The sequence below is a fragment of the Vibrio sp. YT-18 genome, assembly GCF_033337345.1.
GTDB classification, from domain to species: domain Bacteria; phylum Pseudomonadota; class Gammaproteobacteria; order Enterobacterales; family Vibrionaceae; genus Vibrio; species Vibrio alginolyticus.
Map to the genome: position 1 here is coordinate 319,680 of NZ_JAWOQO010000001.1, position 12,410 is coordinate 332,089.

Consider the following 12,410-nt stretch of genomic DNA (forward strand, 5'->3'; position numbering starts at 1 on the left):
CATGGCGACGATGAAAGACATCGCAAAACTGGCAGGGGTTTCCACTTCAACAGTGAGCCATGTTATTAACAAGACGCGTTTTGTGAGCGAAGAGATCTCTGAACGCGTTAACAATGCCGCAAAAGAGCTTAACTACTACGCGCCCTCTGCGTTGGCGCGTAGCCTCAAAGTTAATCGTACCAAAACCATTGGTATGCTCGTGACAACCTCAACCAACCCATTCTTTGGCGAAGTCGTAAAAGGCGTCGAACGCAGCTGCTACCAAAAAGGCTACAGCCTCATTTTATGTAACACCGAGGGTGATAACGAACGTATGCGTCAATCCATTAATACGCTATTGCAAAAGCGTGTCGATGGTTTGATTTTGATGTGTTCGTCGCTAGAAGGAGAGCGTATCGATGTATTTGAGCGTTACCCAGATATCCCAGTAGTGGTAATGGACTGGGGGCCGATGCTATTTACAAGTGATAAAATCCAAGACAACTCACTTCGTGGCGGTTACTTAGCGGCGAAATACTTAATTGATTGCGGCCATACCGAAATTGGGTGCATCACTGGCCCTTTGATTAAACACCAAGCGCAAATGCGATACGAAGGTTATAAGCGAGCAATGAACGAAGCGGGCTTGGAATTTAATGCCAATTGGATCATTGAATCGGACTTCGAATGTGAGGGTGGGTATCAAGCGTTCAAAAAAATGGCTCAGCGTGGCGCATTACCCAGCTCGATTTTCGTCTCTAACGATATGATGGCGATGGGTGTGATTAACGCCGCAAATGAGCTCGGTATTAAAGTGCCGGACGACCTGTCCATTATTGGTTACGATGACATCCATATCGCGAAATTTATGTCGCCATCGCTAACTACCATTCATCAGCCTAAGTACCGTTTGGGGCAGGCTGCCGTTGAGACTCTTGTCCGAGGACTGGACGACAAATCTAACGACGCTCAAGTCGTTCAACTGGAACCAACATTGGTTGTACGCAACAGTGTGACGAATTTCTCTTAATTAAAAACAAACGCATGGTTAACAAATTTAGTGCATATAATTTATAAAAAAATGGGCTAAAAAATAAATAAGCATGCAAAACAGATGTTCGAATTTATTAACTCAACATTTGAAAAGTGTGATTTTTTGCGAGTAACTCGAAAGATTTCGTGTCGATAGTGCTTAAAAAGCTTATTATTAATAAAGCCTATAATTAGATTTATAAATTATTGAGATGAATGGAAAAATCTTTATGTTAGTTAAGAGATATGCACAGTATTCAGTAAAGAGGCCGTGGTTTCACCGTTTCAATATTTCACTAGTATTAACGGTGTTTGTCGTGAGTGTTTATGAACTACTTGCGAATGAAGAGTATGTATACTTGGCTGGCGTGGTGTTTACATTTGCTTCGACTTTACTGTTCGCGTCAGCATCGACGTTCAAAAAGCGCTACCTAGGACACGAGTCCTAGTTCATTTGGAATGAATAATTGAGATAAATAGGTACTTTCAAGTAAGTAATGAATCTGATTTATGATCGAGTGCATCAAGAGGAGGACAAATGTCCTCCTTTTTGTTGGGGATCACGCTCTAATATAAGCGTATTCCAAACAAAATAATAAAGGACATGTTATGGACCTCTTTGCCTTACTCGATATTAATAATACTCTCGTTAACATTCCGATCGGCGACGGCTACGCAATGAGTTGGATCGAAGCTTTCGGTACAGTTTTTGGACTGCTTTGCATTTGGTTTGCCAGCCAAGAAAAAACCATCAACTACTTATTCGGTTTGCTGAATGTCACGCTTTTTGCCGTTATCTTTTTTCAAATTCAGTTATACGGATTATTGCTTCTTCAATTGTTTTTCTTCTGTGCGAACATTTACGGCTGGTATGCGTGGACTCGTCCAAACGCACAAGGTGAAACGCTGGAGGTTCGCTGGTTAAATAAACAGAAACTTATTACTACTGCCTCTATTAGCGTTGCATGTATCGCATTATTAACGATCTATATCGACCCATTTTTCTTTGCGCTAGCAAACATTGCTTTTGATAGCTTGAATCTCTTTGGTGCTAGCTTGGCTGAACCGGTGCTTGAACCTGACGCGTTTCCGTTCTGGGATGCAACCATGACAGTACTTTCTGTTGTTGCACAAATTCTGATGACACGTAAATACGTCGAAAACTGGATTCTATGGGTTGTGATTAATATTATCAGTGTGGGTATCTACGCGACGCAAGGTGTTTACGCAATGTCTGTTCAGTACGCGATTCTTATGTTCATCGCTGCCAATGGCACGCGTGAGTGGGCTCGTAGCGCTAAGCGCAATGGCGATAAAACCTTAGCGCACGCTGCTGCGTAAGGAACGAAAAATGGCCAAACAACCTCATATCGGAGTGGATGAAACACAAATCGCTCCCCTCGTTATTGTATGCGGCGAGCCAGATCGAGCGAATCGTATCGCGGCATTATTTGATGATGCAGAAATGGTGTCGGAAAACCGCGAGTACCGTGTGTTTACCGGCAACTACAAAGGCAAGCCTGTTTCAGTATGTAGTACAGGTATAGGTGCGCCATCGATGATCATCGCAGTGGAAGAGCTAAAACAGTGCGGTGTGACTCATGTGGTACGCGTTGGATCTGCGGGGGCAATGCAATCAGGCATTCATCTTGGCGAGTTGATCATTGCCGAAGGCGCGGTAAGAGATGAGGGCGGCTCTAAAGCGTATGTCGATTCGTCTTATCCAGCCTACGCAAGCTTTTCACTGTTAAAGGAAGTTGAGCGTTACTTGTCGATGCAAAAAGTGCATTATCATTTTGGTGTGGTGCGTTCTCACGACAGTTTCTATACCGATGACGAAGATGCAATATGCCAACATTGGAACAAGAAAGGCATCTTAGGTGCCGATATGGAAACCTCTGCGCTGTTTACGGTCGGTCGACTACGAGGCCTTCATGTGGCTTCGATATTAAACAACGTGGTGCTGTATCAACAAGATGTGAAAGAAGGTGTTGGTCAGTACGTTGATGAAGCCAAAGTAATGATGCAAGGTGAGAAGAGTGCCGCGATTACGGCATTAGAAGCCTTGGTTGCTCAGCGTTAGCCAGTCTCTATCTCAGTAAGTCACATAAACAGAATAGATGTAAAGCGACAGGTCACTGTCGCTTTTTTATTTGGAGTTACGGGGTACAATCCACCTTAAATAGTTGTCCGTAACTTTTTCTGAGAGAGCAGAAAATGAAAATCAGCCCTTATCCGACTGGTCGCTTCAAAACATACCTTGAAGAAAAGAGTGCCACCTTTCGCGATTTGATTTATCAATGCCAAATAAATTCGCGTTACTTTGATGCTGGGGAAGCAATTCTCCGCCAAGGTGAGCAACTTCAGTACTTGTATGTTGTGCCAGTAGGTCGAGTCTCGATGAACATATTGGCCGCAAATGGACGACGTTTTCAATTAGGGGAAGCTAACTGCGACTATCATATTTATGGTGAAATGGAGTTCTTCACTCAGACTCCTTGTCAATGGAATGTGATAGCAGATGAACATATGCAGGTTGATGTTATCTGTATCCAAAAACTAACCGAAGCACTGCAAAATCATCCCCAAATGATGGTGTTCTTCGCTTCAGCATTGGCTGAGGATTATCAAGACTCCATGGATATCTACACTAATCGTTTGTTGCATCCCATTACTTACAACATTGCCTATGATCTTCTCGTCCGTAATCAGACGGATAAGTTGCTTGGTGGTTTTGATAAAGTGAACCAAGAGGCTGAGCGGTTTGGTACCTCAGGCCGAGTCTATCGACGTGCAGTTAAGGACTTGATTGAAAAGGGATTGATTACAAAAACGGACAACGGTTTGGAGATTATTGATGAGCTGGCACTCAAAGCGTTTATTGAAGCGCATGAATGATACGCCCAGGTATTGGAACTGATGGGTTTTATAAGTCTTTGATATATCTAAGTCTTGAGTAAACGTAACTAATGTAAAGTACCTTAAATTTTGTTGAATGCATTAAAGAGTAGCGTTATATTGCGAACGCGTATGATAATAGATCTCATTAAGGCTTAACAAAATGAAAAAATTCGTTGGTGCGGCTATGCTGTCGTTATTTACTGTTTCTCCTTCTTTCGCTGCTAAAGTTGTGATTGACCACTACATGGGTCAAACAGAGCTAGAACAATCCCCAGAGCGTGTGGTTGTGATTGGCTTTGGCCCGCTAGATGCGTTGGACAACTTTGGTATCGATCCTGTTGCAGTATCTAACTCTTCTAATCTTCCTAGTTACCTTTCAAAATACAGCAAAGATAACTACACCTCTGCGGGTAGTTTGTTTGAACCTGATTTTGAAACCATCTACATGCAAAAACCGGATTTGATTTTGGTTGGTCCGCGAGCGTCTGCGAAATATGAAGAGCTGAGTGAAATTGCCCCTACAGTTGTTTTTGCTGCGAAAGAGAACCAAGGCTATTGGGAAGGCACGCAAGCGCAATGGCGCAATATTGGTAAGATCTTCAATATCGAAGAAAAAGTAGAGCAGAAAATTGAAGCGCTAGATGCTCAATTTAAAGCAATCCGTGACTACAACCAATCGAACAAAAATGATGCATTAACGATTTTGAGCATGGGTGACAACATCAGCGCGTTTGGTGCCCAGTCGCGATTTGGCGTCATTTATAACGACTTTGGCTTCTTGGAAACGGTTGAGCACGTGAAAACGGGCACTCACGGAGATGTCATTTCTTATGAGTTTATTCGTGAAGCTAACCCGAAAAATATTCTCGTGGTTGACCGAAATTCTCTGACAGGTACGCCGGATAACGATATTCGTAAATCCATGGATAACGACTTAGTCAAAGCGACTGCGGCATATAAAAATCATAAAATCACTTATTTAGATGTGGACGCGTGGTACTTGTCGATGTCTGGTGTGACAGCAACAGAAAAAATGGTCAGTGAGATAAAGCAAACCGTTGAACTGTAATCCAAGATAGCAGAGGTTAACTTTGAAGAAGTTATTGCTAACCCTTGTGGTTTTAAGCACGGTTTCGTTATTTGTTGGGGTGGCAAACATGACGCCCCAACAACTCTTTTCAGGTGATGAGAAAGCATTAGAACTTTTCTTTACCAGCCGTATACCACGTTTATTTGCCATATTGCTTGCTGGTGCTGGCTTGAGTATTGCGGGTCTTGTCATGCAGCAAATCAGCCAGAACCGATTTGCGGCACCTTCTACAACTGGTACGATCGAATGTGCCATGCTGGGCTATGTACTGAGCGTGGTTTTCTTTGGTAATGATAATCACCTTTGGCTCGTGTTCGGCATCTCGGTATTTGGGACGCTGGCGTTTGTTTTCTTTATTCAGCGCATTCAATTTAAGAGCGTGGTTTTTGTGCCACTTGTCGGGATTATTTTCGGCAATGTCATCCAATCCATGACTACGTTTATCGCTTACAAATATGATGCACTTCAAAGTCTGAATGCTTGGACAGTCGCAAACTTCGCCAACATCTTGCGTGGTGATTTTGAACTGCTGTACATCGCGGTACCAATGGTTATCCTCAGCTATCTTTTTGCCGCAAGGATCTCTGCCGTAGGTATCGGAAAAGATTTCGCGATTAACTTGGGTTTGAATTATCAGCAGGTTGTGACGATTGGCGTGCTATTGGTGTCCATCATGTCAGCAAGTGTCGTGATGATTGTTGGCCAGTTGCCATTCTTAGGGCTGATTGTACCGAATCTCGTGAGTCACTTTTATGGCGATAACCTCAAAAAGAACATTCCGCTTACGGCCATGTATGGGGCCATTTTAGTGTTGTGTTGCGATTTGGTGAGTCGTTTAATTATTTTCCCTCATGAAATGCCAATCTCTATCGTGATTAGCATATTGGGTGGCGTGGTATTCATCGCAATGTTGTTGCGAGGTAAGCAACATGCGTGATTCAACGAAAATCCTGCTGCTAGGTGGCATTGCGATTCTTTTCGCGTGTCTGTTTATTGGTATTGGGCTAACGGCTGACAACTACCAATATTTTTTGTCTCGTAGAGTTCCTAAAGTATTGGCGATAGTGCTAGCGGGTGTGGCCATTGCTCAGTCTTCACTTGTATTTCAAACCATTACGCACAACCGAATTTTAACGCCAAGTATCATGGGTTTTGATGCGCTGTATGTGTTAACCCAAATTTTGATCGTGTTGATTTTTGGTGGGTTGAGTACCTTAGTTCTTAACTTGTACGTCAATTTCGCGATTGCAGTAATTGTAATGGTGTCGTTTTCGCTACTGCTGTTTGGGTTTTACTTTTCAAAAGGCAGCAAGAACTTGATTACGTTGCTATTGGTCGGCTTGATCTTTGGTCAGCTATTTTCCAATGCGGCGTCATTCTTTTCTTTGCTGATGGACCCAAACACATATGCAATTGTTCAGTCGAAACTGTACGCCAGTTTCAATAATGTCAAAGTGAACTTGGTTTACTTTAGTGCTCCGGCTTTGATGTTTGCATGTTGGTTGTTGTTTAGGATGCATCGCACTTTAGATGTGTTTTGGCTCGACCAAGACAATGCGAAAAGCTTGGGTGTTGATGTACCTAAAGTGACGAGAAATGTGTTTATTATCTCGGCGGTTTTGATTGCTATTTCTACGGCTTTGGTAGGGCCAATCATGTTCTTTGGTTTACTAGTGACCAACTTAAGCCGAGAAATGTTCCGAAGTTACCAACATAAAACGCTATTGGTCGGATGTTCGTTTCTATCCATAAGTTCACTACTTGCTGGGCAATGGATAATCGAAAACGTGTTCAGTTTTGAGACGACGTTGAGTGTCGTAATTAACTTTATCGGCGGTGCGTATTTCTTATACCTGCTGCTGAAAAACAAAGTTGTATAAATATGATAGTAATAGATAAATTAACGAAGGCTTTCGGTTCAAACAAAGTCGTAGACGAGGCCAATACTCAGTTTGAAAAGGGCAAGGTAACATCGATTATCGGTCCAAATGGCGCGGGAAAGAGCACGCTGTTATCTATGGCCTCGCGCTTAACGGAGCGAGATGGCGGTAGTGTTATCATTGATTGCAAGGAAATCGCGGAATGGGACACAAAAGAGCTAGCGAAAAAACTGGCAGTACTTCGCCAAGCTAACTCGATTACAATGCGGTTTACCGTAAAAGAGTTAGTCTCTTTTGGTCGTTTCCCATACTCTAAAGGAAATCTGACTAAAGAAGATCATGAGGTCATAGAACAAGCGATCGACTACTTAGATTTGCAAGATATTCAAGACAAATACTTGGATGAATTAAGTGGTGGTCAGCGACAGCTTGCATTTATTGCTATGGTGATTGCACAAGATACAGATTATGTCTTTCTTGATGAACCTCTTAATAACTTAGATATCAAACACTCTCTTCAGATCATGAAAGTTGTGCAGCAGTTAGCCCATGACATGAATAAAGCTATGGTGGTCGTGATTCATGATATTAATTTCGCGGCGTGTTACTCAGATGTCATATTGGCGCTTAAGAAAGGCAAGGTTGTGGCGAGTGGTGCGGTTGAAGAGGTGATTCAAGCATCTACGCTAGAGGACATCTATGAAACGCCATTTAACATCATAGAGTTAAACGGTAAGCGCATGTGTACTTATCATTAAGCGAGCTAGTTCGTTTTTAACGAGATCAATAGATAGGCGGGCTTACTTGGTGAGCTCGTCTATGATTGGGCATCGGCTCTCTGCATCTCCAGGACAAGAAGAAACCCAACCTTCAAGTTGCGTTTTGATCTCCATGAGGTGTGCAATTTTTTCTTCAACCTCTCTCAGTTTGTCCATGGTTCTTGCTTTTACTTCGCTACTTTTGCGATTGGGGTTATGAGCAAGTTGTACGAACTCTTTGCATTCTTGCAACGAAAAGCCTGCGCTTTTTGCGCGTGATACCAAGTTAAGCTCTTGAATATGATTATCTGAATATTCGCGATAGCCAGAGTCGCTACGCGCTGGTGGAGATATGATCCCTTTGTCTTCATATAATCGAATCGACTTAGATGAAAGCCCAGTGAGCTTCGCGACGGCACCAATATTCATGTTTAACCTCCATAACGTTTAAGGCGAGTATATACCGATGTTGTGGATAAGACACTCCTAAATAACAGTCAGTTACCTAGAGTCCCCTTACTCTTTAATCACTTCATGTGGTGGCACACCAAATGCCTTTTTAAAGGCATAAGTGAAGTTAGAAGGGTGGTGGTATCCGGCTTCATAGGCGGCTTCTGTTATCGTCACTAGGCCACGTTCCAAATGTTGCCTAGCAATCTCAAGACGTCGAAAACGAATGTAGCCGTTTATGGTCATATTAAGTGATTGTTTAAATCGACGCTGCAGGTTTGAAACACTCATTGAGAATTGGCTCGCCAACTTTTCCAAGCGTAGTTCTTGATCAAGGTGAGTTTCAATATAGCTGACAATATCCTCAATTCGACCATCAATGTGTCGTTCAATACTGCTGTTTTTAGCACTGAAATTCTTAGGGATTTGCTTGGTGGCTTGATGTAATATTTGATAGATCAAGCTTTCGACCTCTAGCTTTTCTTGGAACTCTTGCGGTGTTTCTCTATTTGTTAACGTTTCGGCCAGCTCGCATAGCGTCTGGTTAGGCTCCAACTGTTGAAACGCCTGATGAGAGTTAAAAAAGGCTCGATGACTACAATTTTGCTCAAGGCGGGCCTCTAGCCATTGGGGCTTAACCAATATGTTGATCTTATTAATGAGGTTATCTTTGAGCAGTGAACGACGAAAATTTGCAGGTTTGAGTAAGTTCACCACTACACCCTTAGGGCCGTCGCTCGCGTCTAAATCAAATTGCAAATCGTCGTAGCCAAACGAGAGTCTACCTTCTAAAAGAATAGTGACCAGCAGTGAGGCGTGTGCAGTAGAAACAATATTCGAATCAATAAGTTCTAGACAACGCCCGCCATGAACAAAAATTTGATCATTGTACTGATATGATAGGAACTTACCTTCGGCCAGTTGAGTTTGACAAGGTTGGCCTTGCGTGACAATCCATTGTTTCTCTGTCGCCTCTAGTCTTTGGGTTAAAGCTATCTTGGCAATTTTAGTTCGTTTTGTTGTGACTTCCTGCATTTGACACTTCCTCATAACACTTGTGCGATTTCGCATAACCGAATCGCCTTTGTATTTATAAAACTCATGCTTATTATACATGAGAATTATTATCATTAATATTTAGGAGTTAAGTTATGGAAAGCCCTGCTTGTTCACCTATCAAGCTTTCAAGCCTTTGCCTTGCAGTGGGAATGGCGCTATCAACCCCTGTTTTAGCTCAAGATACTGAGTCACATTTTGAAGAGGTCGTTGTATGGGGAACGAAAGTTTCCAGCAACACTGAGTCGATGTTTGCGGACGACATGTCACTGAAGCAAGCGGATCATATGTCTGATTTACTGCGCGATATTCCCGGTGTGGATGTTGGTGGCACACACTCTGTGAATCAACGTATTACGATTCGTGGTTTGAGCGAAACCGATTTGGACATTCGTCTTGACGGTGCTTCTCAGCATGCGAGCATGTTCCATCATATTGGTAACTTGACGTTGAACCCTGACATTCTCAAATCTGCGGACATTCAGGTAGGTAATAACTCTGTGACTCAAAACGGGTTAGGCGGTTCGGTCTACTTTGAAACGAAAGACGCTCGTGACTTACTTCGTTACGATGAAAAGTTTGGTGCGCGTGTTTATGGCGGCTATGCATCCAACGACAACCAACAAGGTTCGTTGACACTGTACGGACTTTTGTCCGAAAACATTGATGCGATGGTCTATGGCCATTACGTTACGCGTGATGATTTTGAAGATGGTGATGGCAATAAAACCTATGGTGCTGCAGGTGATGTTTACAACATTCTGGCTAAGCTGGGGTATGAACTAAATGACATCCATCGTTTTGAGCTCTCTTATGACATGTACCGAGACAGTGGAGATTACAGTCCGCGTCCTGATATGTCGGGTAGTGCAAATAATAGCCTGTCGAGCAAGTTACTTATCCCTACGGATTATGACCGCGATACCGTTACCTTGAGTTACGAGTTGCGAGGCGAACAACACCAAGGAAACGTCACTCTTTATAATACCGAGACAGAAATTAAACGTGACGAAACGGTGATGGCCCCTCGTTGGCCCTCGAACCGTTTATCAAAGAACACCGCCAAAAACCAAAACTTTGGTTTGAATGGCAAATTCCAGTCAGATGTTATGTTGGGTGAATTTGATAATCGAGTCACTTATGGCTTCGACTACATGGATAAAACGTCTTCGAGTTACTACGGTAGTCGTAAGTTTATGGACGAATCGGCGATTTCAACCGCACTGTTTGTAGAAGATCAGTTCTTCTTCTCTGATGCCTTCTTTATTACTGCAGGTATGCGCTTTGATGATTACAAACGCAAAGCTGAGACAGGAAACAGTAATTATGATGATGTGACTTGGGCTCTAGCAGCAGAATGGGCGGTGACGCAAGATTGGACGTTGTTTGCGAGTGCACGCTCTCTATTTAAAGGTCCAGAGCTAATGGAAACCTTTATTGCTTACCAAGACGTTGCATTTTTAGAGGATGGGTTAAAGCCAGAAACGGGATTGAACACGCAGGGTGGTGTTCGTTTTGATAAAACCTTTGATAAGCATTTCTTTGGGGCGAATATTACGATATTCCAAACGGAAATTGATGATTACATTGCAGACCAGTACCAAAACGCGACTCAAACTTACCTGATTTACAACTTAGGTGATGTTGAGATTAAAGGCTTTGAGGCAAGTGCTTCTTATGGTTACGACAAGTTTAACAGCAAACTTTCTTACTCTAAGTCGGACACCAAAAACAAGAATACTGGTGGTCCTGTTGCTGGGGGTAATGGGCGTAGCATTGATATGGGTGATAGCATTGCTCTAACTTTGGATTACCAGTCAGACGCTTTAGAAACGATCTTCGGGTGGAACTCAATGTTTGTTCTAGAGGAAGACAACGTCTTTGATGGTCAGCCAAAGAAAGCAAGTTATGATGTGCATAATCTATACGCTCAATGGGTGCCGTCTGATATTGATGGACTGTCGGTGACCTTTGGTATTGATAATGTATTTGACGAGTTGTACAGCTCTCATGCGTCTCGTTCGGGTACTGCACGTGGCTTCACGCTTGATGACTACGAGCCGGGTCGCAACTTCAAGCTCTCTGCAGCTTATCAATTCTAACAAGGTTCTTCATAGGACGTTTCAAAGTAACGAGTAAGTTCATGATTAAAGAAAGCACCCGAATAGATAGTGAACACGCTGACAAATACTTAGTGACGCTTTGTCGGCATTTTGGACGAAAGGTTCCTGCTACTTGGAATGAAAATAGCGGTTTGGTGACATTTCCGACGGGAAAAGCGGAGTTTAACCTTTGTGCATCTAGCCTAACTATAACCTGTGAGGCGGATTCAGAAGAGAAACTGAATACGGTTAAGGCGATCATTTCATCGCATGTGGACATGTTTTCTCGTCGAGAAACATTAGCACTTAGCTGGGTTCGTTAGCGCTCGTTTAGGGATGCTGTGATAGAAGTGGAATATTAAAAGCAAAAGCCCGCAATCTTATGATTTGCGGGCTTTTATTGTTTGAATGCTATTGCGCTTTCTCAGGCTCTAGGCTTTTTTTTTCCTGCTGCATTTTTGCTAGGAAGTAGATGTTAACGCAAGCAATAAAACCGTTAGTTAATACTACAGGCCAAGAATCAATCATTAGTCCGTAAGCGGTAAATAGCGCACAACCAATAAAGTTAAGGATACGAAGCTTAACAATATCTTTCATAGTTAGCGAAATAGCGACCATGATTGAAGCTGCATAACCTAAAATCTCAACCATATTCATGTCCATTTTTTGACCCTCTTAAAATCTGCCGAATTTTGTCGGTACCAATTCTTCTCATCTTGAGATTAATGAGGAAGCTCCATGCCTCGAATGGTCTTTTTTTGTTGTATGGACGCACTATATCAATGGAAAAACCGTGATAAAAGCCTCAAATCAAGGTTAAGAGAAGGTTAGCGATTACGCAAACGTTTAGGACTGGAATTACTGATAATTTTACTTATTGTGTTGATTGATAATAACGATGACATTAATAGCTCAAACACCATTGAAAGTAAGGGAATATTTACATATCATTGAAAATGATAATTATTTTCAAGTGCTGTGTTTATGTATTTTATTATTAGCTTGCTCGTGTTTTTTTTGCTGTATATCAGAACAAAACCGAACTCGTGGTGTGCGGGGATTCATATCGTAAGCCACTTTTTTATCGTTGCATTTTGTCCTGCAATTTATGTTGTTCAATATTTAATCGTTACGTTTTTTTCGTCACCGATATTGATTAAGC

At 42.4% G+C, this 12,410-nt stretch carries 14 protein-coding genes; 11 read left to right on the forward strand and 3 right to left on the reverse strand.

What is annotated here, in order from left to right; all coding sequences use genetic code 11:
• Position 1: 1 nt before the first annotated feature.
• The 9 genes from R7M72_RS01335 to vctC all read left to right on the forward strand — a co-directional run bounded on the left by R7M72_RS01335 (position 2) and on the right by vctC (position 7,640).
• The gene (locus R7M72_RS01335; RefSeq protein ID WP_053304493.1) at positions 2-1,009 is read left to right on the forward strand and encodes a substrate-binding domain-containing protein; all 1,008 of its coding nucleotides are present in this window, start codon (positions 2-4) and stop codon (positions 1,007-1,009) included.
• A 232-nt stretch (positions 1,010-1,241) separates the two neighbouring features.
• A complete protein-coding gene (locus R7M72_RS01340; protein ID WP_005499106.1) occupies positions 1,242-1,460 on the forward strand; it encodes a hypothetical protein in 219 nt (72 codons plus the stop codon).
• A gap of 160 nt (positions 1,461-1,620) precedes the next feature.
• Positions 1,621-2,352, forward strand: coding sequence for a nicotinamide riboside transporter PnuC (gene pnuC, locus R7M72_RS01345; RefSeq protein ID WP_017635383.1), 732 nt, complete (start codon positions 1,621-1,623; stop codon positions 2,350-2,352).
• 10 nt (positions 2,353-2,362) lie between these two features.
• Positions 2,363-3,094, forward strand: coding sequence for a nucleoside phosphorylase (locus tag R7M72_RS01350; RefSeq protein ID WP_017635382.1), 732 nt, complete (start codon positions 2,363-2,365; stop codon positions 3,092-3,094).
• 134 nt (positions 3,095-3,228) lie between these two features.
• Positions 3,229-3,909, forward strand: coding sequence for a Crp/Fnr family transcriptional regulator (locus R7M72_RS01355; RefSeq protein WP_005382613.1), 681 nt, complete (start codon positions 3,229-3,231; stop codon positions 3,907-3,909).
• Positions 3,910-4,072: 163 nt separating this feature from the next.
• Complete coding sequence (locus R7M72_RS01360; RefSeq protein ID WP_005376635.1) at positions 4,073-4,981, forward strand: siderophore ABC transporter substrate-binding protein; 909 nt, start codon at positions 4,073-4,075, stop codon at positions 4,979-4,981.
• A 22-nt stretch (positions 4,982-5,003) separates the two neighbouring features.
• A complete protein-coding gene (vctD, locus tag R7M72_RS01365; RefSeq protein ID WP_017820306.1) occupies positions 5,004-5,939 on the forward strand; it encodes an iron chelate uptake ABC transporter permease subunit VctD in 936 nt (311 codons plus the stop codon).
• Positions 5,932-6,882 carry an iron chelate uptake ABC transporter permease subunit VctG gene (vctG, locus tag R7M72_RS01370; protein WP_005376631.1) on the forward strand — a complete coding sequence of 317 codons (951 nt, stop codon included), beginning with the start codon at positions 5,932-5,934 and terminating at the stop codon, positions 6,880-6,882. The genes vctD and vctG overlap by 8 nt, the downstream gene beginning before the upstream one ends.
• Before the next feature lie 2 nt (positions 6,883-6,884).
• On the forward strand, positions 6,885-7,640 hold the full coding sequence (vctC, locus tag R7M72_RS01375) for an iron chelate ABC transporter ATP-binding protein VctC (RefSeq protein WP_017635379.1): 756 nt from the start codon (positions 6,885-6,887) through the stop codon (positions 7,638-7,640).
• 42 nt (positions 7,641-7,682) lie between these two features.
• On the opposite strand, the gene cueR is transcribed toward vctC, so the two are convergent.
• Both cueR and R7M72_RS01385 read right to left on the reverse strand, forming a co-directional pair.
• On the reverse strand, positions 7,683-8,069 hold the full coding sequence (gene cueR, locus R7M72_RS01380) for a Cu(I)-responsive transcriptional regulator (protein ID WP_005376627.1): 387 nt from the start codon (positions 8,067-8,069) through the stop codon (positions 7,683-7,685).
• Between the two features lie 87 nt (positions 8,070-8,156).
• Positions 8,157-9,125: a helix-turn-helix domain-containing protein gene (locus R7M72_RS01385; protein WP_005382609.1), complete on the reverse strand. Its 969-nt coding sequence runs from the start codon at positions 9,123-9,125 to the stop codon at positions 8,157-8,159.
• A 116-nt stretch (positions 9,126-9,241) separates the two neighbouring features.
• Here R7M72_RS01385 and R7M72_RS01390 point away from each other — a divergent pair, with 116 nt between their 5' ends.
• Both R7M72_RS01390 and R7M72_RS01395 read left to right on the forward strand, forming a co-directional pair.
• On the forward strand, positions 9,242-11,248 hold the full coding sequence (locus tag R7M72_RS01390; RefSeq protein ID WP_005376624.1) for a TonB-dependent siderophore receptor: 2,007 nt from the start codon (positions 9,242-9,244) through the stop codon (positions 11,246-11,248).
• Positions 11,249-11,289: 41 nt separating this feature from the next.
• Complete coding sequence (locus R7M72_RS01395; protein ID WP_005376622.1) at positions 11,290-11,571, forward strand: DUF2218 domain-containing protein; 282 nt, start codon at positions 11,290-11,292, stop codon at positions 11,569-11,571.
• 88 nt (positions 11,572-11,659) lie between these two features.
• Here R7M72_RS01395 and R7M72_RS01400 read toward each other — a convergent pair whose 3' ends face one another.
• Positions 11,660-11,911, reverse strand: a complete 252-nt coding sequence (locus R7M72_RS01400; protein WP_005376619.1) for a YgjV family protein — start codon at positions 11,909-11,911, stop codon at positions 11,660-11,662.
• Positions 11,912-12,410 lie beyond the last annotated feature (499 nt).

Coding starts and splice junctions, on each gene's coding strand:
- R7M72_RS01340 (WP_005499106.1), top strand. CDS start 1,242: ATGTTAGTTAAGAGATATGCACAGTATTCAGTAAAGAGGCCGTGGTTT.
- R7M72_RS01400 (WP_005376619.1), bottom strand. CDS start 11,911: ATGGACATGAATATGGTTGAGATTTTAGGTTATGCAGCTTCAATCATG.
- vctC (WP_017635379.1), top strand. CDS start 6,885: ATGATAGTAATAGATAAATTAACGAAGGCTTTCGGTTCAAACAAAGTC.
- R7M72_RS01385 (WP_005382609.1), bottom strand. CDS start 9,125: ATGCAGGAAGTCACAACAAAACGAACTAAAATTGCCAAGATAGCTTTA.
- R7M72_RS01335 (WP_053304493.1), top strand. CDS start 2: ATGGCGACGATGAAAGACATCGCAAAACTGGCAGGGGTTTCCACTTCA.
- vctG (WP_005376631.1), top strand. CDS start 5,932: ATGCGTGATTCAACGAAAATCCTGCTGCTAGGTGGCATTGCGATTCTT.
- R7M72_RS01355 (WP_005382613.1), top strand. CDS start 3,229: ATGAAAATCAGCCCTTATCCGACTGGTCGCTTCAAAACATACCTTGAA.
- R7M72_RS01390 (WP_005376624.1), top strand. CDS start 9,242: ATGGAAAGCCCTGCTTGTTCACCTATCAAGCTTTCAAGCCTTTGCCTT.
- R7M72_RS01395 (WP_005376622.1), top strand. CDS start 11,290: ATGATTAAAGAAAGCACCCGAATAGATAGTGAACACGCTGACAAATAC.
- cueR (WP_005376627.1), bottom strand. CDS start 8,069: ATGAATATTGGTGCCGTCGCGAAGCTCACTGGGCTTTCATCTAAGTCG.
- pnuC (WP_017635383.1), top strand. CDS start 1,621: ATGGACCTCTTTGCCTTACTCGATATTAATAATACTCTCGTTAACATT.
- R7M72_RS01360 (WP_005376635.1), top strand. CDS start 4,073: ATGAAAAAATTCGTTGGTGCGGCTATGCTGTCGTTATTTACTGTTTCT.
- R7M72_RS01350 (WP_017635382.1), top strand. CDS start 2,363: ATGGCCAAACAACCTCATATCGGAGTGGATGAAACACAAATCGCTCCC.